This window comes from Ewingella sp. AOP9-I1-14 (genome assembly GCF_052375995.1).
Taxonomy (GTDB): Bacteria; Pseudomonadota; Gammaproteobacteria; order Enterobacterales; family Enterobacteriaceae; genus Ewingella; species Ewingella allii.
Map to the genome: position 1 here is coordinate 565,844 of NZ_JBQSVA010000003.1, position 17,650 is coordinate 583,493.

17 protein-coding genes are annotated in these 17,650 nt (G+C 54.3%); 9 read left to right on the top strand and 8 right to left on the bottom strand.

The window, feature by feature from the left end; translation table 11 throughout:
* Complete coding sequence (gene mscM, locus ACT3RT_RS12515) at positions 1–3,363, top strand: miniconductance mechanosensitive channel MscM (RefSeq protein ID WP_496203044.1); 3,363 nt, start codon at positions 1–3, stop codon at positions 3,361–3,363.
* A gap of 79 nt (positions 3,364–3,442) precedes the next feature.
* Here mscM and epmA read toward each other — a convergent pair whose 3' ends face one another.
* Positions 3,443–4,420, bottom strand: a complete 978-nt coding sequence (epmA, locus tag ACT3RT_RS12520) for an elongation factor P--(R)-beta-lysine ligase (RefSeq protein ID WP_353500634.1) — start codon at positions 4,418–4,420, stop codon at positions 3,443–3,445.
* A gap of 292 nt (positions 4,421–4,712) precedes the next feature.
* Here epmA and frdA point away from each other — a divergent pair, with 292 nt between their 5' ends.
* The 5 genes from frdA (at position 4,713) to blc (ending at position 8,669) form a co-directional block, all read left to right on the top strand.
* Entirely contained in the window at positions 4,713–6,512 is a 1,800-nt protein-coding gene (frdA, locus tag ACT3RT_RS12525) for a fumarate reductase (quinol) flavoprotein subunit (RefSeq protein ID WP_486034158.1), read from the top strand.
* On the top strand, positions 6,505–7,239 hold the full coding sequence (locus ACT3RT_RS12530; protein WP_496203045.1) for a succinate dehydrogenase/fumarate reductase iron-sulfur subunit: 735 nt from the start codon (positions 6,505–6,507) through the stop codon (positions 7,237–7,239). The genes frdA and ACT3RT_RS12530 overlap by 8 nt, the downstream gene beginning before the upstream one ends.
* An 11-nt stretch (positions 7,240–7,250) precedes the next feature.
* The gene (gene frdC, locus ACT3RT_RS12535) at positions 7,251–7,655 is read left to right on the top strand and encodes a fumarate reductase subunit FrdC (RefSeq protein ID WP_353500631.1); all 405 of its coding nucleotides are present in this window, start codon (positions 7,251–7,253) and stop codon (positions 7,653–7,655) included.
* Between the two features lie 12 nt (positions 7,656–7,667).
* The gene (frdD, locus tag ACT3RT_RS12540) at positions 7,668–8,027 is read left to right on the top strand and encodes a fumarate reductase subunit FrdD (RefSeq protein WP_396132800.1); all 360 of its coding nucleotides are present in this window, start codon (positions 7,668–7,670) and stop codon (positions 8,025–8,027) included.
* A gap of 117 nt (positions 8,028–8,144) precedes the next feature.
* Positions 8,145–8,669: an outer membrane lipoprotein Blc gene (blc, locus tag ACT3RT_RS12545; protein ID WP_353500629.1), complete on the top strand. Its 525-nt coding sequence runs from the start codon at positions 8,145–8,147 to the stop codon at positions 8,667–8,669.
* A gap of 69 nt (positions 8,670–8,738) precedes the next feature.
* Here blc and ACT3RT_RS12550 read toward each other — a convergent pair whose 3' ends face one another.
* The 3 genes from ACT3RT_RS12550 to efp all read right to left on the bottom strand — a co-directional run bounded on the left by ACT3RT_RS12550 (position 8,739) and on the right by efp (position 9,799).
* Positions 8,739–8,873, bottom strand: a complete 135-nt coding sequence (locus tag ACT3RT_RS12550) for an entericidin A/B family lipoprotein (RefSeq protein WP_353500628.1) — start codon at positions 8,871–8,873, stop codon at positions 8,739–8,741.
* Between the two features lie 138 nt (positions 8,874–9,011).
* Complete coding sequence (locus ACT3RT_RS12555; RefSeq protein WP_034795109.1) at positions 9,012–9,140, bottom strand: entericidin A/B family lipoprotein; 129 nt, start codon at positions 9,138–9,140, stop codon at positions 9,012–9,014.
* 92 nt (positions 9,141–9,232) lie between these two features.
* On the bottom strand, positions 9,233–9,799 hold the full coding sequence (gene efp, locus ACT3RT_RS12560; protein WP_034795106.1) for an elongation factor P: 567 nt from the start codon (positions 9,797–9,799) through the stop codon (positions 9,233–9,235).
* Between the two features lie 38 nt (positions 9,800–9,837).
* On the opposite strand from efp, the gene epmB reads away from it, so the two are divergent.
* The gene (gene epmB / locus ACT3RT_RS12565; protein ID WP_353500627.1) at positions 9,838–10,866 is read left to right on the top strand and encodes an EF-P beta-lysylation protein EpmB; all 1,029 of its coding nucleotides are present in this window, start codon (positions 9,838–9,840) and stop codon (positions 10,864–10,866) included.
* A 102-nt stretch (positions 10,867–10,968) separates the two neighbouring features.
* Here the strand turns inward: epmB and ACT3RT_RS12570 are convergent, their stop codons facing one another.
* The 4 genes from ACT3RT_RS12570 to ACT3RT_RS12585 form a co-directional block, all read right to left on the bottom strand.
* Entirely contained in the window at positions 10,969–11,313 is a 345-nt protein-coding gene (locus tag ACT3RT_RS12570; protein ID WP_353500626.1) for a DUF4156 domain-containing protein, read from the bottom strand.
* Between the two features lie 278 nt (positions 11,314–11,591).
* Entirely contained in the window at positions 11,592–13,238 is a 1,647-nt protein-coding gene (groL, locus tag ACT3RT_RS12575) for a chaperonin GroEL (protein ID WP_353500625.1), read from the bottom strand.
* Positions 13,239–13,287: 49 nt separating this feature from the next.
* On the bottom strand, positions 13,288–13,581 hold the full coding sequence (locus ACT3RT_RS12580; RefSeq protein WP_009636718.1) for a co-chaperone GroES: 294 nt from the start codon (positions 13,579–13,581) through the stop codon (positions 13,288–13,290).
* 228 nt (positions 13,582–13,809) lie between these two features.
* Positions 13,810–14,301 carry an FxsA family protein gene (locus ACT3RT_RS12585; RefSeq protein WP_034795093.1) on the bottom strand — a complete coding sequence of 164 codons (492 nt, stop codon included), beginning with the start codon at positions 14,299–14,301 and terminating at the stop codon, positions 13,810–13,812.
* Between the two features lie 375 nt (positions 14,302–14,676).
* Between ACT3RT_RS12585 and aspA the strand changes: the two genes are divergently transcribed.
* Together aspA and ACT3RT_RS12595 are read left to right on the top strand one after the other, a co-directional pair.
* A complete protein-coding gene (aspA, locus tag ACT3RT_RS12590) occupies positions 14,677–16,113 on the top strand; it encodes an aspartate ammonia-lyase (RefSeq protein WP_034795090.1) in 1,437 nt (478 codons plus the stop codon).
* Between the two features lie 134 nt (positions 16,114–16,247).
* Complete coding sequence (locus ACT3RT_RS12595; protein ID WP_353500624.1) at positions 16,248–17,549, top strand: anaerobic C4-dicarboxylate transporter; 1,302 nt, start codon at positions 16,248–16,250, stop codon at positions 17,547–17,549.
* The last annotated feature ends 101 nt before the right edge of the window (positions 17,550–17,650 follow it).

Sequence of the window (17,650 nt, forward strand, 5' to 3'; positions counted from 1 at the left end):
GTGCGCCTGATACCTGCGTTACTGATGAGTTTATTGCTGGCCCTGCCGTTAATGTCTAGCGCAGCGCCGACGGAAGATCAGCTCAAACAAGATCTGAAGCAGGCCGAATCCAATAAGGAAATGGCCAATCAGGCGCAGGTTGTTGAAGCCTTACAGAATGCCCTTAACTGGCTGAGCGAAGCGCGGGCCTCCACGGGTCGCGCCAACCAATACCAGAAAGTGATCGATGATTTCCCTAAATTAACTCAGAGCCTGCGCCAGGATTTGCAGGCTCAGGGTGATTCTCCCCTGCCCGTCGACAGCGATATGACGGCGGCACAGCTCGACCAGCAGATTTTGCAGGTCAGCAGCCAGCTTTTGGAAGAAGCGCGCCAGCTAAGGCAGGAGCAGGATCGCTCGCGGGACATCAGCGACTCATTAAGCCAAATTCCCCAGCAGCAATCTGAAGCCCGCAATGCGCTGGCCGACATTGAACAGCGTCTGCAATCCACGACCAGCGACGGCAACTCTTCGTCGCTGGCTCAGGCACAGCTTAGCGCCCTGCAAGCCGAATCAGCGGCGCGCAAAGCCAAAGTGGACGAGTTAGAACTGGCCCAGCTCTCGGCCAATAACCGCCAAGAGCTGTCGAGAATGCGCGCCGATTTATACAAAAAGCGCCATGACCGCCTCGACCAGCAGCTGCAAACCCTGCGCAACAATCTCAACAGCCAGCGCCAGCGCGAAGCCGAGCAGGCGCTGGAGAAAACCGAACAGCTGGCCGAGCAGAGCGGCGAGCTGCCTTCCTCCGTCACTAAGCAATTGCAGGCCAACCGCGAGCTGTCGCTGGCGCTCAACCAGCAAGCTCAGCGTATGGACCTCATTTCATCCCAGCAGCGTCAGGCGGCGACGCAGACGCTACAGGTGCGTCAGGCACTCAGCACCATCCGCGAACAGGCCCAGTGGCTTGGGCAATCCAATTTGCTGGGGGAAACGCTGCGGGCGCAGGTCGCCAAGCTGCCTGAAATGCCAAAACCTCAGCAACTTGACCGCGATATGGCCGAGCTGCGCGTTCAGCGTCTGCACTACGAAGACCTGTTAGACAAGCAGTCCAGCTTCAGTCAGGCGCTACAGGATGACGGTTCGAAGCTAACCTCGGCTCAACAGAAGATTCTGGATGCCCAGCTGCGCACCCAGCGCGACCTGCTCAACTCCCTGCTGTCAGGCTGTGATTCACAAATTCTTGAGCTGACCAAGCTGAAAGTGGCAAACGGCCAGCTGGTTGAAGCGCTGAATGATATCCACGAAGCCGCGCACCGCTATCTGTTTTGGGTCGCCGATGTCAGCCCCATTACCTTTGCTTACCCGCTGCAACTGGCGCACGACCTGACCCGCCTGCTGTCGCTGGATACCCTCTCCCAGCTGAGCAGCGCCTTTATGATGATGGTGACCAGCCGCGAGACGCTGATCCCCCTGTTTGCCGCGCTGATTCTGGTTATCGTCAGTATTAGCTCGCGCCGCCACTACTACGCGTTCCTTGAGCGCGCCAGCAGCCGCGTGGGCAAGGTGACCCAAGACCACTTCTCGCTGACGCTGCGCACCGTTTTCTGGTCGATTCTGGTCGCCCTGCCGCTGCCGGTGCTGTGGGCGGCGCTGGGTTTTGGCCTGCAAAGCGCCTGGCCCTACCCCATCGCGGTGGCGATTGGCGACGGCGTCACTGCCACCCTGCCAATCCTGTGGGCCTTTATGATCAGTGCCGCCTTGGCACACCCGCAGGGCTTGTTCATTACTCACTTTGGCTGGTCTCAGCGCGCTGTTTCGCGGGCCATGCGTTATTACATGATGTCCATCTGGCTCATCGTGCCGCTGATCATGGCGCAGATAACCTTCACCAATCTTAACGACCGCGAGTTTTCCAACACCCTTGGGCGGTTGTGCTTCGTCCTGCTCTGTCTGGCCCTCTATCTGGTGACCCATAGCCTGAAACGCGCCGGGATCCCGCTCTATCTGGACAAGAAAGGCAATGGCGAAAACGCCGTGAACAATGCCCTGTGGTGGATGCTGCTGGGCGCGCCGCTGCTTGCCGCCCTGTTCTCGCTGCTGGGCTATCTGACGACGGCGCAGGCGCTGCTGGCAAGGCTTGAAACCTCGGTGGCTATCTGGTTCGTGCTGCTGGTGATTTACCATATTATCCGCCGCTGGATGCTTATCCAGCGCCGACGCATCGCCTTTGAACGCGCCAAGCAGCGCCGCGCTGAGATGCTAAGCCAGCGCGCCCGTGGGGAAGAAGAGTCGCAGCAGTCGAGCAATGAAGGGGCAATTGAGATCGAGGAGCCGGTGGTGGATCTGGATGCGATCAGCGCCCAGTCGCTGCGTCTGGTGCGTTCGATCCTGACCATGATTGCCTTTGTGCTGGTGATCTTCCTCTGGTCGGAAATCCACTCGGCGTTCTCCTTCCTGGAAAACATCCACCTGTGGCAAGTCTCCTCGGTGGTGCAAGGGGTTGAGAGCATGCAGCCGATCACCCTCGGCGCAGTGCTGATCGCCATTCTGGTGCTGATCATTACCACCCAGTTGGTGCGTAACTTACCGGCCCTGCTCGAGTTGGCGCTGCTGCAACACTTGGATCTCACGCCGGGCACTGGCTACGCCATCCTGACCATCACCAAGTACGTGCTGCTGATCATCGGTGGCGTCAGCGCCTTCTCCCTACTCGGGATCGAGTGGGCCAAGCTCCAGTGGTTGATCGCCGCGCTGGGTGTGGGTTTGGGCTTTGGTCTACAAGAGATCTTCGCCAACTTCATCTCTGGCCTGATCATCTTGTTTGAGAAGCCGATCCGTATCGGCGACACCGTCACCATTCGCAACCTGACGGGCAGCGTCACCAAGATCAACACTCGTGCGACCACCATCGCGGACTGGGACCGCAAAGAGATTATCGTGCCTAACAAAGCCTTTATCACCGAGCAGTTCATCAACTGGTCGCTGTCTGACTCCGTTACCCGCGTGGTGCTGACCGTTCCGGCACCGGCGGAAGCCAACAGTGCGGAAGTCACTGAGATCTTGCTCAACGCCGCGCATCGCTGCCAGCTGGTACTGGATAACCCAGCGCCAGAAGTCTATCTGGTTGATTTGCAACAGGGGATTCAAATTTTCGAGCTGCGTATGCACGCCGCTGAAATGGCCCACCGTATGCCGCTGCGCCATGAGATCCACCAGCTGATTCTCGCTGGCTTCCACGAGCACGGCATCATTCTGCCATTCCCACCTTTCCAAGTGCGGATGGAGACGCTGCGTCGGGCGCAAAATGGCAGTAATGCCACTTTCACCACCTCGAGCGGCAACTCGATGACCAGCAACAGTTCACGCTCGCCGGGCGATTTGTAAGCCCGCCTTGATGCCACGAAAAAGGCCAGCAATCTGCATTGCTGGCCTTTTTTATTGCCTATCGGGAAGGATCGACGTTTTAGGCTCTCATCACCGGGAAGGCCAAAATTTCACTCAGGCTATCCGCGCCAAGTGCAATCATGATCAAACGGTCAACGCCCAGGGCCACGCCAGAGCACTCAGGCATGCCGTGCTGCAACGCGCCCAACAGATTATGGTCGATAGGCTGCACCGGCAGGCCACGGGCCGCGCGTTTGCGATTATCCTGCTCGAATCGCTGCTGCTGCTCGCGTCCGTCAGTCAACTCGCGGAAACCGTTCGCCAGCTCCACGCCTTTGTAATAGACCTCAAAACGCTCGGCTACGCGGTGATCTTCAGTGCTGATCTCAGCCAGAGAGGCCTGCGTCGCCGGGAAGTGATAGACAAAGGTCGGCTTGTCGCGGCCAATGTGCGGCTCCACGCCCATGGTGAACAGCAGCTGTAGCAAGGTGTCGCGGTCTTCTTCGGTATCGGCAATGTTGGATAAATCCAGTTTCGCCGCCGCTTCACGCAGTTGGGCCTTGTCGGCCGACAGCGGGTCGACGTCCAAATGGCGGGTGAAAGCCTGCTGATAGGAGAGTGTCTCAGCCGACTCGCAGTCCAGCACCTGCTGCAACAGGTCATCAACCTCGTTCATCAGGCGATACATGTCATAGCGCGGGCGATACCACTCCAGCATGGTGAACTCGGGGTTATGATGACGCCCGGCTTCCTCGTTGCGGAAGCTCTTGCCCATCTGATAGATAGGGCCACTGCCCGCCGCCAGCAGGCGCTTCATATGATATTCCGGGCTGGTCATCAGATAGAGCGTCATGCCATCGGCCGCGCCAGGGCCAACAAAGCGCGTCTCGAAAGGCACCAGATGAATATCCGTGACCGTCGCCTGGCTCATCGCCGGGGTTTCTACTTCTAATACGCCACGATCAGCGAAAAAACGTCGAATCTCGGCAATGATTGCCGCGCGCTTCAACAAATTGGCGATAGGAGCACTGGGTTGCCAGCTTGCTGTTTCGCTCATGGTGCTTAACTCCGAAGTTCAAAAGGGGGTGCAGTCTACCCGTATACACAGAGGCAAACAAATATCTCATTCTGTGTCATAAAACAGCAACAGAAGTTATAGAAAGCCAAAAATCAGCGTTCACATCAAATTTCAGCTACTCCTCTTTAGGTATAATTAAACCCACACAAATAATAAGAATATATAGCTCTGAGCCAGAGCCTGCATGCCATCAGAGTCAACAAGGCCATCATAAATGTTGGCTTTTCAACAGGCTAAGACGCCTGACACATGATGATAGTGGAGGAATGCAGTGCAAACCTTTAACGCCGACATTGTAATAGTAGGTGCAGGTGGCGCGGGTTTACGCGCAGCCATAGCTGCAGCAGAAGCCAATCCCAGCCTCAACATTGCGCTGATATCGAAAGTTTATCCAATGCGAAGCCACACAGTGGCTGCCGAAGGGGGCTCCGCCGCCGTAACTCAGGATCATGACAGCTTTGCCTATCACTTTCAGGATACCGTTTCCGGGGGTGACTGGCTGTGTGAGCAAGACGTCGTTGACCATTTCGTCCACCAATGCCCAGAGGAGATGGCCCAGCTCGAAATTTGGGGCTGCCCGTGGAGTCGCAAAGACGATGGCTCCATCAACGTGCGGCGCTTCGGCGGAATGAAAATAGAACGCACCTGGTTCGCTGCTGATAAAACCGGTTTCCATATCCTCCACACTCTGTTCCAAACCTCCCTAAAATATCCACAAATCAAACGCTTCGACGAACATTTCGTCCTCGACATCTTGGTCGACGATGGCCGGGTACACGGCGTGGTCGCTATCAATATGATGGAAGGCCAAAAGGTGCAAATTCGCGCCAACGCGGTGGTAATGGCCACCGGCGGCGCGGGCCGCGTATACCGCTATAACACCAACGGCGGCATTGTGACCGGCGACGGCATGGGCATGGCGCTGCGCCACGGCATCCCGCTGCGCGACATGGAGTTTGTGCAGTATCACCCGACCGGCCTGCCCGGCTCCGGCATTTTGATGACCGAAGGCTGTCGCGGCGAAGGCGGCATTCTTATCAACAAAGAGGGCTACCGCTACTTGCAGGACTACGGCATGGGGCCGGAAACGCCACTCGGCGAGCCGAAGAACAAATATATGGAACTCGGCCCGCGCGACAAGGTGTCTCAGGCCTTTTGGCATGAATGGCGAGCAGGAAGAACTGAGTCCACGCCGCGCGGTGACGTGGTTTATCTCGACCTGCGCCATCTGGGTGAGAAAAAACTGCGCGAACGCCTGCCGTTTATCTGTGAATTAGCCAAAGCCTATGTCGGCGTCGACCCGATCAACGAACCCATCCCGGTTCGCCCGACCGCGCACTACACCATGGGCGGCATTGAAACCAACGCCCAGTGCGAAACCCGCATCAAAGGGCTGTTTGCCGTCGGCGAATGCTCGTCGGTCGGCCTGCACGGCGCCAATCGCCTCGGCTCTAACTCTCTGGCGGAACTGGTGGTATTTGGCCGCATGGCGGGAGAACAAGCCGCGCTGCGCGCCACGGAGTCCGTTTCTATCGCCAACAGCGCCGCGCTGGATGCACAGGTGGCTGACATCGAAAACCGCCTACAGGCGCTGATGGCGCAGGAAGGCGATGAAAGCTGGGCGACAATCCGCGACGAAATGGGCATGTCGATGGAAGAAGGCTGCGGCATCTACCGCACGCCGGAATTAATGCAGAAAACCATCGATAAGCTGGCCGAGTTAAAGCAGCGCTACAAACGGATAAAAATCAAAGACACCTCAAGCGTGTTCAACACTGACCTGCTCTACACGCTGGAGCTGGGCTACGGCTTGGACGTGGCGGAATGCATGGCGCACTCGGCTTTCCACCGCAAAGAGTCGCGCGGGGCGCACCAGCGCCTTGACGAAGGCTGCACGCAGCGTGATGACGAGAACTTCCTCAAACACACGCTGGCCTTTTATCAGCCGGACGCCGCGCCGCGTCTCGAGTACGGCGATGTGAAAATCACTACGCTGCCACCGGCCAAGCGCGTTTACGGCGGTGAGTCAGACGCTCAGGATAAAAAAGATAAGGAGCAATCCCATGGCTGAAATGAAAAGCCGCAAGGTTGAGATCATGCGTTATAACCCGGAAACCGACAGCGCGCCGCATCCGGTGATTTATGACGTGCCTTTCGATGAAACCACCTCGCTGCTGGATGCCCTCGGCTACATTAAAGATCACCTTGCAGCCGACCTCTCCTATCGCTGGTCGTGCCGCATGGCTATCTGCGGCTCGTGCGGCATGATGGTCAATCGGGTGCCCAAGCTGGCCTGTAAAACCTTCCTGCGCGAATACCCGGAAGGCATGCAAATTGCCGCCTTGGGCAACTTCCCGATCGAGCGCGATTTGGTGGTCGACATGACCCATTTCATCGAAAGTCTGGAAGCCATCAAGCCCTATATCATCGGCAACTCGCGCGATGCCAGCCAAGGTCCGGGCAACCAAACGCCGGCCCAGATGGAGAAATATCACCAGTTCTCCGGCTGCATCAACTGTGGCCTGTGCTATGCCGCCTGCCCGCAGTTTGGCCTCAACCCTGAGTTCATCGGCCCGGCGGCGATCACGCTGGCGCATCGCTACAATCTGGACAATCGCGACCAAGGCAAGGCGCAGCGAATGCTGCAGCTCAACGGCCAAAACGGCGTCTGGAGCTGTACATTTGTCGGCTATTGCTCGGAAGTCTGCCCGAAACATGTCGACCCCGCCGCGGCTATCCAACAGGGCAAAGTGGAAAGCTCGAAAGACTTCATGATTGCGAGGCTCAGACCGCAATGAGGGAACAAAATATGCTGAATACGCCAAGTAAAAGAAAGCCTTACACGCCAGAGATGAAAGCCAACTGGTGGCAAAAGTCAGGGTTTTACCGTTTCTATATGCTGCGCGAAGGGACGGCGGTGCCTGCCGTTTGGTTTAGCCTGCTGCTGCTGGCGGGGGTTTTCTCATTGAAGCACGGCGCAGAGAGCTGGGCGACCTATGTGGCTTTCCTGCAACATCCGGTGGTACTGCTGATTAATCTGATTGCCCTGCTCGCGGCGCTTTTGCACACCAAAACCTGGTTCGAATTAGCGCCCAAGGCGTCAATAATTATCGTCAAAAACCAGAAGATGGGACCAGAGCCGATTATTGGGGCTTTTTGGGCTATCACCGGCATCGCGACAGTGGTGATTTTGACCCTCGCGCTACTTTATTAATGGGAGGAGATGATGAATAAAACTCTGCCAAAACGTTCTGACGAGCCGGTCTTTTGGGGGCTGTTCGGCGCGGGCGGTATGTGGAGCGCGATTTTTGCGCCGGTGATGATCCTATTGGTGTGCTTCCTGCTGCCTTTAGGCTTTTTCCCCGGCGACGCGCTGAGCTATCCGCGCGTCCTCGCCTTCGCGCAAAGCTGGATCGGCCGTCTGTTCCTGCTGCTGATGATCGTTCTGCCGCTGTGGTGCGGCTTGCACCGGATCCACCACGCGATGCATGATCTAAAAATTCACATCCCTGCCGGGAAATGGATTTTTTACGGTCTGGCGACCATTCTGAGCATTGTGACGCTGATCGTGCTGATTCGACTCTGATCTTATTAGGTTTTCCTCTTCACGGCCCGCCTTTCGGGCCGTTTATCCTCTCGAAGCATTATCCCTTTCTCGCATTTCTACCTACACTTAGCACAGGCATCTAAGGAAAGTAGGTTTATGAAAATCTGGTCAAAATTGAGCGTGTTAGCAACGGCAGTCATGTCGGTTGCCTGTAGCGTGACGCCGCCCGCCGACGTCAAAGTGGTCAACAATTTCGAGTTAACGCGTTATTTGGGGACCTGGTACGAAATTGCCCGGTTGGACCACAGTTTTGAAAGTGGTTTGGAGCAGGTCACGGCGAATTACAGCCTGCGTGACGATGGCGGCGTGAAGGTAATTAATCGCGGCTATAACATTAAAAAGCAGAAGTGGCAGCAGAGTGAAGGCAAAGGCTATTTCACCGGGCCAACCTCACGCGCGGCGCTTAAAGTCTCCTTCTTCGGCCCGTTCTATGGCGGTTACAACGTGATTGAGCTGGATAAAGATTACCAGTACGCGCTGGTCTGCGGCCCGAATAAGAGCTATCTGTGGATCTTGTCACGCACGCCGCAACTGAGTGATGGCGTCAGGGAGAAACTGCTCAATACCGCGCAGGAATATGGCTTTGACACGCACCAGCTTGTTTGGGTGAATCAGCCTTAAGAGAGAATACTGCCTGCTCATGAGATGCAGGCAGTATCTGCAAACTGCATTAGGAAGCGCTACGCGAGGTTACTGCGTGCTTTTTTGGATAGCCTGGCCGCCAGCAGAGATATCTTCGCCTACCCCACGAGTGGTGTTACAGGCCGTCAGAGCACTGGAGAGAACCAAAACAGACAAAAGGGTGAGAATACTTTTCTTCAGCATATAAATTTCCTTCCTATAAGAGAATGTAAAGTACGACCACTTAAGTGTAGTTAAAAAATAACAATGCGGGATTATGCGGGGAAATTTTCGGAAAGATTGAAACTTAAGGCTAAAAAGCCACAAGCCTGCGCGCAAGCTTTAGGTGTGTCGGGAGATAGCGCCACCCAGATGTTGAATATCTTCACCAAAACCATGCACGGTATTACAGCCCGCCAACAGGCCAAGCGCCATGACCGAAACCACGATAAACAATATTCTTTTCAACATTGCAGCCGTAATCCAATGAGGCAATTGATGCAAAGAAAGTCACGGCAGGGGTTAGCCTGCCGCAGCTTTCGCCAACGTTATGTCGCTATCGCTTACTTAACGCGGGAGACGTATTCGCCAGAGCGGGTGTCAACGCGGACAACTTCGCCAATCTGTACGAAGAGTGGAACCTTAACTACGGCGCCAGTGCTCAGGGTCGCAGGCTTACCGCCGGTACCCGCAGTATCACCTTTCAGACCTGGGTCAGTATCAGTGATTTCAGCTTCGATGAAGTTCGGTGGCTGAACGGCGATAGGACGACCGTCCCACAGAGTCACGATACATTCCGCGTTGTCTTGCAGCCATTTTGCCGCGTCAGCAACGGTTTTCTCTTCAACACCGTGCTGCTCGAAAGTCTCAGGGTGCATGAAGTGGAAGAACTCACCGTCGTTGTACAGGTAAGTCATGTTGGTATCTACAACGTCTGCACCTTCGCAAGAGTCGGTAGATTTGAAGGTTTTCTCAACACGAGAACCGGTCAGCAGGCGACGCATTTTAACGCGTGCGAAAGCCTGGCCTTTGCCTGGTTTTACGAATTCACTGGATTCGATCGCGTATGGTTCGCTTTCGAACATGATTTTAAGACCCGGACGGAAATCGTTGCTAGAATAAGTCGCCATAATGGCCCTCTAATTTTAAACTGGTATTAGCCAAAAAAATGGCAAACATTGTAACCCTAAACGCGCCATTTAGAGAAGATTGGTTGCATCAACTCGGCGATGTTATTACAGACCCGGATGAACTGCTTACTCTTCTGGCACTTAACAATAATGCTGAACTGCAAACAGGGCATGAAGCCCGTCGTTTGTTCCCGCTACGCGTTCCGCGCGCCTTTGTTGCACGCATGCAACCGGGCGATCCGCACGATCCTTTACTGCTGCAGGTACTGACCGCGCGCGAAGAGTTTATCGCCGCGCCGGGCTTCACCACGGACCCTCTGGATGAACAACGTAGTGTCGTCCCAGGGCTATTGCACAAGTACAGTAACCGCGCGCTATTGCTGGTGAAAGGCGGTTGCGCGGTGAATTGCCGCTACTGCTTCCGCCGCCATTTTCCTTATCAGGAAAACCAGGGAAATAAAGCCAACTGGGTTCAGGCGCTGGATTATATCCGCTCACACCCTGAACTCGATGAAATTATTTTCTCGGGTGGTGATCCTTTGATGGCAAAAGATCACGAACTTGACTGGTTGATCACAGAACTGGAAGCCATTGGCCACATTAAACGCCTGCGAATTCACACTCGTTTGCCGGTGGTTATCCCTGCGCGCATCACGCCAAGATTGTGCCAGCGCCTGAGCGAATCGCGCCTGCAAGTGCTGATGGTGACGCACATCAATCACGCTAATGAGATTGATGACGAGTTCCGCGCTGGCATTGCCGAGCTGAAAAAAGCCGGCGTGACCCTGCTTAACCAAAGCGTGCTGCTGCGTGGCGTCAATGATTGCGCTGATACGCTGGCGGCGTTGAGCAACGCGCTGTTCGACAGCGGCATCATGCCCTACTACATCCACGTGCTGGATAAGGTTCAGGGCGCGGCGCATTTCATGGTGGATGACGATGAAGCACGCGTCATCATGAAAGGGTTGATGAGCAAGGTATCGGGCTATATGGTGCCGAAGCTGACCCGCGAAATTGGCGGTGAGCCGAGCAAAACCATCTTAGACCTACGCCTCAAACAGTCCTGATTTCTTCTGACAGACCTGCTCAATCAAAAAGGGATGCCCATCATAGGCATCCCTTTTTATGCAATTTCTATTCAATGTCGTTACCAGGAAAGGGGTGACCCGTTATGGGCACTTATAAACCTGGCCGACCATTTTGCTGTCCACAGGAACGAAGCTGGAGACGAAACTTTGGGTTGGGCTGTTCGCGCCATAAATAGTGTTACCACCCATAGCAGCAGCTTTGTTACGCAGATCATTCGCAGCACCGCGCATTGAGCTACCGTCACCGCCGCTTCCTGATAACCAGTTGCTCTGCGTACCGGTAACATCGCCAATTAATTGGCATTCTTTACCCGGTTTGCTATCAGTAAACTTAACTTGCTGGCCCGCTGCATCCAGTTGATGAGTGGTACTGCAGCCGGCGAGCAGCATGGCAGCTGACAGGCCCAGTAACATTTTAATCCGCATCACTTTCCCCATTTGATATTGAAATCTCATAAAGCCTATCAGAGAACGCCGTGTTCTCTTAGGCATCCGTTGCCACGTTTGCGCAAGCTTCAACGCGTTACCTGAGGCAGAGATAGTGTAGAGTTTACACGCTAAACTCAGGAGACGATGAGAGTTATCTTACTGAAACGAAGAAAAAAGGGTCAAATAAAAAAACCCGGCCACCAAGGACCGGGTCTCTTTAACACACAAATTGCTTACGCAACCTGCATATGCAGCGAATGAACGCCGGGGGATGATTACATCATGCCGCCCATGCCGCCCATACCACCCATGCCGCCAGCGCCGCCCATATCGACTTTGTCGTCTTTAGGCAGGTCGGTGATCATGCACTCGGTGGTGATCATCAGGCCAGCAACTGAAGAGGCGAACTGCAGAGCAGAACGGGTCACTTTAGTTGGGTCCAGGATACCCATCGCGATCATGTCGCCGTACTGTTCGGTGTAAGCGTTGTAGCCGAAGCTGCCTTCGCCTGCTTTAACTTTGTTAGCTATGACAGAAGCTTCTTCGCCTGCGTTAACCACGATCTGACGCAGTGGAGCTTCCATCGCGCGCAGAGCAACGCGGATACCCACGTTCTGGTCGTCGTTGTCGCCTTTCAGGTCTGCCAGAGTGTGAGCAACGCGGATCAGCGCAACACCACCACCAGCAACCACGCCTTCTTCTACCGCAGCACGGGTCGCGTGCAGGGCATCTTCAACGCGGGCTTTCTTCTCTTTCATTTCAACTTCAGTCGCTGCGCCAACTTTCAGAACGGCTACGCCGCCAGCCAGTTTAGCCACACGCTCTTGCAGTTTTTCACGGTCGTAGTCAGAGGTCGCTTCTTCGATCTGCTGACGGATCTGAGAAACACGGCCCTGAATAGTAGCCTCTTCGCCAACACCGTCGATGATGATGGTGGTGTCTTTGTTGATAACAACACGCTTAGCCTGACCCATGTCTTCCAGCGTGGCTTTTTCCAGCTCCAGGCCGATCTCTTCAGAGATAACAGTACCGCCAGTCAGGGTTGCGATGTCTTGCAGCATAGCTTTACGACGGTCGCCGAAGCCTGGTGCTTTAACCGCAGCCACTTTCACGATACCGCGCATGGTGTTCACTACCAGAGTCGCCAGGGCTTCGCCTTCAACGTCTTCAGCAATGATCAGCAGTGGTTTACCGGCTTTAGCAACGGCTTCCAGCACTGGCAGCATTTCACGGATGTTAGAGATTTTCTTGTCAGCCAGCAGGATGAATGGGCTTTCAAGTTCAACAGAACCGGTTTCTGGCTTGTTGATGAAGTATGGAGACAGGTAACCGCGGTCGAATTGCATACCTTCAACAACGTCCAGCTCGTCTTGCAGGCCGGTACCTTCTTCAACGGTGATCACGCCTTCTTTACCGACTTTTTCCATCGCTTCAGCGATCAATTTACCTACGGTTTCGTCGGAGTTAGCGGAGATGGTACCTACCTGAGCGATGGCTTTAGAATCAGCACATGGCACAGACAGTTTTTTCAATTCTTCAACTGCGGCAACGACAGCTTTGTCGATACCACGTTTCAGGTCCATCGGGTTCATGCCAGCAGCAACAGCTTTCAGGCCTTCAGTGATGATGGATTGCGCCAGAACGGTTGCGGTAGTGGTACCGTCGCCCGCTGCATCGTTAGCTTTGGACGCAACTTCTTTCACCATTTGCGCACCCATGTTTTCGAACTTGTCTTCCAGTTCGATTTCACGAGCTACTGACACGCCATCTTTAGTGATGGTTGGTGCGCCGAAAGATTTGTCCAAAACTACGTTACGGCCTTTAGGGCCCAGGGTAACTTTAACTGCATCGGCAAGGATGTTTACGCCACGAAGCATTTTTACACGTGCGTCGTTACCGAATTTTACGTCTTTAGCTGCCATTGTTATTTACCTTAAATTCGTTCAGTTCAGAAAAAGTGGTAGAGACCGATTAGGCTTCTACGATTGCCAGAATGTCGCTTTCGGACATGATCAACACTTCTTCGTTGTCGATCTTCTCAGCTTTAACGCCGTAACCGTCGTTGAAAATAACGATGTCGCCAACTTTAACGTCCAGCGCTTTCACTTCACCATTTTCCAGGATGCGACCATGACCGACGGCCAGGATTTCACCGCGGGTAGATTTACCAGCAGCAGAGCCAGTCAGAACGATGCCGCCAGCGGATTTAGATTCTACTTCTTTACGCTTGACGATAACGCGGTCATGCAATGGACGAATTTTCATTGATAACTCTCCTGTGAGCGGGTCCATAACTATATTTAGGGTTGAATGCCTGACAGTCATCTGTCCGGCCTCGTGGTTTGTTTAATGGGGGCGTTACGCCGCCCTTCAAGGGGAAAAGCAAAAAAAATCGCGTTTTCTTTGTCAGTTTTCTTTGCCAGAAAAGTGCGCCTCGCTGGCGGCACTTCCTCCCCTTTCACAACAATAATTTAACATCCGAGGGCGCGGATATTAGCGGCCACGTCCATCGATGTCGTCATCTTTTTCTGGCGAAACAAGACGTTCAGTCTGCTCGTCGGTGCGTTTGAACTCGCCCTCGAAGGTGTTTCCGGTCGGCTGGCTCTTACCCCAGTTGCCGCCAGAACGCACAATATTAAGGTGCGGCATCAGTTTCAGCGTCAGGGATTTCTGCACCGGCGGCAGTAACAGCAGCAAGCCGAGGAAATCCGTGAAGAAGCCCGGAACCAGCAGCAAGAAGCCTGCCAAGACCAGAGACACGCTCTTGACCATCTCCGCCGCCGGGCTTTCACCCAGCGCCAATTTTTGCTGCAACTGCATGAAGGTTTTCATGCCCTGATTTTTCACCAGAGAGACACCCACACAGGAGGTGAAGACCACCAGCAACAGCGTCATGGCCACGCCAATAAAGGCAGCCACTTTGATAAATAAGGTTATTTCGATGTAAGCCAACAGAAATAACAACAGTAACGGTAACCAGCGCACCGCATTCTCCTTGTAATGAGGCTCCGGCTGGCCCTAAAGGCAACATGCCGAAACCATAAAAATGGGCCCGAGAGCGAACTAAATGATCGTTCCGCCTCGGGCTGTCTACACTGAGGTGGTAGCGGAGCAGCCTTTTTTCAACCTTCGCGACAGATTTAATTGAGCAGAGGAATGATTTGTGAGAGTTCTCACAGATACAGAAATAGATGCTCCGTAACAGTGCAGGAGAGTGATCTTAGTGCGTGCAATTCGCCAAGAGCAGCATATGATCGCCTTCGTACTACAAACAGCGGTTGATCGTTTTTAATTTCCCTCTGTTAGTAACATAATTTCAAACATCGCATAACGTGTTCAAGCACCAAAAAGAAGGTTCTCATGTCAAATACGATTCGTATCGAGGAAGATCTGCTGGGTACTCGCGAAGTTCCAGCTGAGGCTTATTATGGAATTCACACCCTGCGGGCGATTGAAAACTTCTATATCAGCAACACAAAAATCAGCGATGTGCCGGAGTTCGTCCGGGGCATGGTCATGGTGAAGAAAGCAGCCGCGCTTGCAAATAAAGAGCTGCACACGATCCCACGCCATATCGCCGACGTCATTATTCAGGCTTGTGATGAAGTGCTGAATAAAGGCAAGTGCATGGATCAGTTCCCGATTGACGTCTTCCAGGGCGGCGCGGGGACCTCGGTCAATATGAACACCAACGAAGTACTGGCTAACATTGGGCTGGAACTGATGGGCCACCAGAAAGGTGACTACCAGTACCTCAATCCAAACGATCACCTGAATAAGTGTCAGTCTACCAATGACGCCTATCCTACCGGCTTCCGTCTGGCCGTTTATGCTTCTCTGCTCAAACTGATCGACGCCATCGACCAGCTCGGTGACGGCTTCGAGCGTAAAGCCAAAGAATTCGAAAACATCATCAAGATGGGCCGTACTCAGCTACAAGACGCCGTGCCGATGACCCTCGGTCAAGAGTTCCACGCGTTCAACGTGCTGTTAAAAGAAGAGACCCGCAACCTGCTGCGCACCGGCGAATTGCTGTTGGAAGTGAACCTTGGCGCTACGGCAATCGGTACTCGCCTGAACACTCCTGAAGGCTACCAACAGCTGGCGGTGGAGAAACTGGCTGAAGTCAGTAACCTGCCTTGCATCCCGGCAGAAGACCTGATTGAAGCAACCTCCGACTGCGGCGCTTACGTGATGGTGCACAGCTCGCTGAAACGTCTGGCGGTTAAGCTTTCTAAAATCTGTAACGACTTGCGCCTGCTCTCTTCCGGCCCGCGCGCTGGCCTGAACGAAATCAACCTGCCTGAATTGCAGGCCGGTTCTTCAATCATGCCAGCCAAAGTTAACCCGGTGATCCCAGAAGTGGTCAATCAGGTGTGCTTCAAAGTTATCGGTAACGACGTGTGCGTGACCATGGCTGCCGAAGCAGGCCAGTTGCAGTTGAACGTGATGGAGCCAGTGATTGGCCAGGCGATGTTCGAATCCATCCATATTCTGACCAATGCCTGCTACAATCTGCTGGAAAAATGCATCAACGGCATTACAGCGAACAAAGAGGTTTGCGAGTTTTACGTCTTCAACTCTATCGGTATCGTGACTTACCTCAACCCGTTCATCGGCCACCACAATGGCGATATTGTCGGGAAGATTTGTGCCGAAACCGGTAAGAGCGTGCGCGAAGTCGTATTGGAACGCGGGCTGCTAACAGAGGCTGAACTGGACGACATCTTCTCTATTGAGAACCTGATGCACCCGGCCTACAAAGCCAAACGGTATACGGATGAAAACGAACAGTAACAGAGATAATCTTTAGCCTTAAGGCTCGTTGTTCTCACGAACAACGAGCCTTTTTACTTTGTGCATAACAACAATTACACAACATCTCATTTTCATTTTATTTCTATTTAGTTGGGAACAACGGACGGTCAAACATGTTAATCATCGAACTCATTATTGTACTGGCGGCGATATTTTTGGGCGCGCGGCTGGGCGGGATAGGCATTGGGTTTGCAGGAGGAATTGGCGTGCTGGCGCTGGCCCTCTGCGGCGTTAAACCCGGCAGCATCCCTTTTGACGTTATCTCCATCATCATGGCGGTGATCGCCGCGATCTCCACCATGCAGGTGGCAGGCGGCATGGACTATCTGGTGCAGCAAACTGAAAAACTGCTGCGACGCAACCCAAAGCACATCACCCTGCTCGCCCCTATCGTCACCTATTTCCTCACCCTGTTGGCCGGTACCGGCAACATCTCGCTCTCCGCGCTGCCGGTGATTGCCGAAGTCGCCAAAGAGCAGGGGATTAAACCTTGCCGCCCTCTCTCCACGGCGGTAGTTTCCGCGCAGATTGGCATCACGGCCTCGCCGATTTCGGCGGCGGTGGTGTATATGTCTTCAGTGATGGAAGGCCACGGCGTCAGCTATCTGCACCTGTTGATGGTGATGATCCCCTCCACCTTCGCGGCGGTGATTGTGATGTCGCTGCTGATTGGCTGGTTGTTCAACTCGAAGCTGTCTGATGACCCGGTTTACCTCAAGCGTTATGAAGAAGGTCTGGTGGAGCTGCGCGGTAACAACCGCAAAGCCATCAAGCCGCGCGCCAAACTCTCCGTGCTGCTGTTCCTGCTGGGCGTCTTCAGCGTGGTTGGCTACGCGGTGGTCAACAGCCCGAGCCTCGGCTGGGTTGAGAAACCGCTGATGAATACCACCAGCGCGATCCTTATTATCATGTTGAGCGTCGCGACCCTGACCACCCTGATTTGCCGCATTAACACCGATTCCATCCTTACCTCCGGTACTTTCAAGGCGGGCATGAGTGCCTGTATCTGTATCCTCGGCGTAGCTTGGTTGGGCGACACCTTCGTGCAGGCCAATCTGGGTTGGATTAAAGAGACTGCCGGCGAGCTGATTCAGTCCCATCCGTGGCTGTTGGCGGTGATTTTCTTCTTCTGCTCGGCACTGCTCTACTCGCAGGCGGCGACCGCCAAGGCCTTGATGCCACTGGCGCTGGCGCTGAACGTCACCCCGCTGACCGCCGTGGCCTCTTTTGCCGCCGTCTCCGGCCTGTTCATTCTGCCAACCTACCCGACCCTGGTCGCGGCGGTGCAAATGGACGACACCGGCACCACGCGCATCGGCCGCTTCGTCTTCAACCACCCGTTCTTCATCCCCGGCACCATCGGCGTTTTCCTGTCGGTACTCTTCGGGTTTGGCCTCGGCAGCATCATTCTCTAACAGTTTTTCACAGGGGCTTCGGCCCCTGTTCTCGCCCTCCCCGCGCCACTCTGACAAACCCTGACACTCCAAGGCTTTCTGCTCACCCTTTGTGCGGGCTA

What these genes read in the sequence shown, in the direction of transcription:
- epmA (WP_353500634.1), bottom strand. Translation starts at nt 4,420, where the DNA reads ATGAGCGAAACAGCAAGCTGGCAACCCAGTGCTCCTATCGCCAATTTG.
- ACT3RT_RS12530 (WP_496203045.1), top strand. Translation starts at nt 6,505, where the DNA reads ATGGCTGAAATGAAAAGCCGCAAGGTTGAGATCATGCGTTATAACCCG.
- frdC (WP_353500631.1), top strand. Translation starts at nt 7,251, where the DNA reads ATGCTGAATACGCCAAGTAAAAGAAAGCCTTACACGCCAGAGATGAAA.
- frdD (WP_396132800.1), top strand. Translation starts at nt 7,668, where the DNA reads ATGAATAAAACTCTGCCAAAACGTTCTGACGAGCCGGTCTTTTGGGGG.
- blc (WP_353500629.1), top strand. Translation starts at nt 8,145, where the DNA reads ATGAAAATCTGGTCAAAATTGAGCGTGTTAGCAACGGCAGTCATGTCG.
- ACT3RT_RS12550 (WP_353500628.1), bottom strand. Translation starts at nt 8,873, where the DNA reads ATGCTGAAGAAAAGTATTCTCACCCTTTTGTCTGTTTTGGTTCTCTCC.
- ACT3RT_RS12555 (WP_034795109.1), bottom strand. Translation starts at nt 9,140, where the DNA reads ATGTTGAAAAGAATATTGTTTATCGTGGTTTCGGTCATGGCGCTTGGC.
- efp (WP_034795106.1), bottom strand. Translation starts at nt 9,799, where the DNA reads ATGGCGACTTATTCTAGCAACGATTTCCGTCCGGGTCTTAAAATCATG.
- epmB (WP_353500627.1), top strand. Translation starts at nt 9,838, where the DNA reads ATGGCAAACATTGTAACCCTAAACGCGCCATTTAGAGAAGATTGGTTG.
- ACT3RT_RS12570 (WP_353500626.1), bottom strand. Translation starts at nt 11,313, where the DNA reads ATGCGGATTAAAATGTTACTGGGCCTGTCAGCTGCCATGCTGCTCGCC.
- groL (WP_353500625.1), bottom strand. Translation starts at nt 13,238, where the DNA reads ATGGCAGCTAAAGACGTAAAATTCGGTAACGACGCACGTGTAAAAATG.
- ACT3RT_RS12580 (WP_009636718.1), bottom strand. Translation starts at nt 13,581, where the DNA reads ATGAAAATTCGTCCATTGCATGACCGCGTTATCGTCAAGCGTAAAGAA.
- aspA (WP_034795090.1), top strand. Translation starts at nt 14,677, where the DNA reads ATGTCAAATACGATTCGTATCGAGGAAGATCTGCTGGGTACTCGCGAA.
- ACT3RT_RS12595 (WP_353500624.1), top strand. Translation starts at nt 16,248, where the DNA reads ATGTTAATCATCGAACTCATTATTGTACTGGCGGCGATATTTTTGGGC.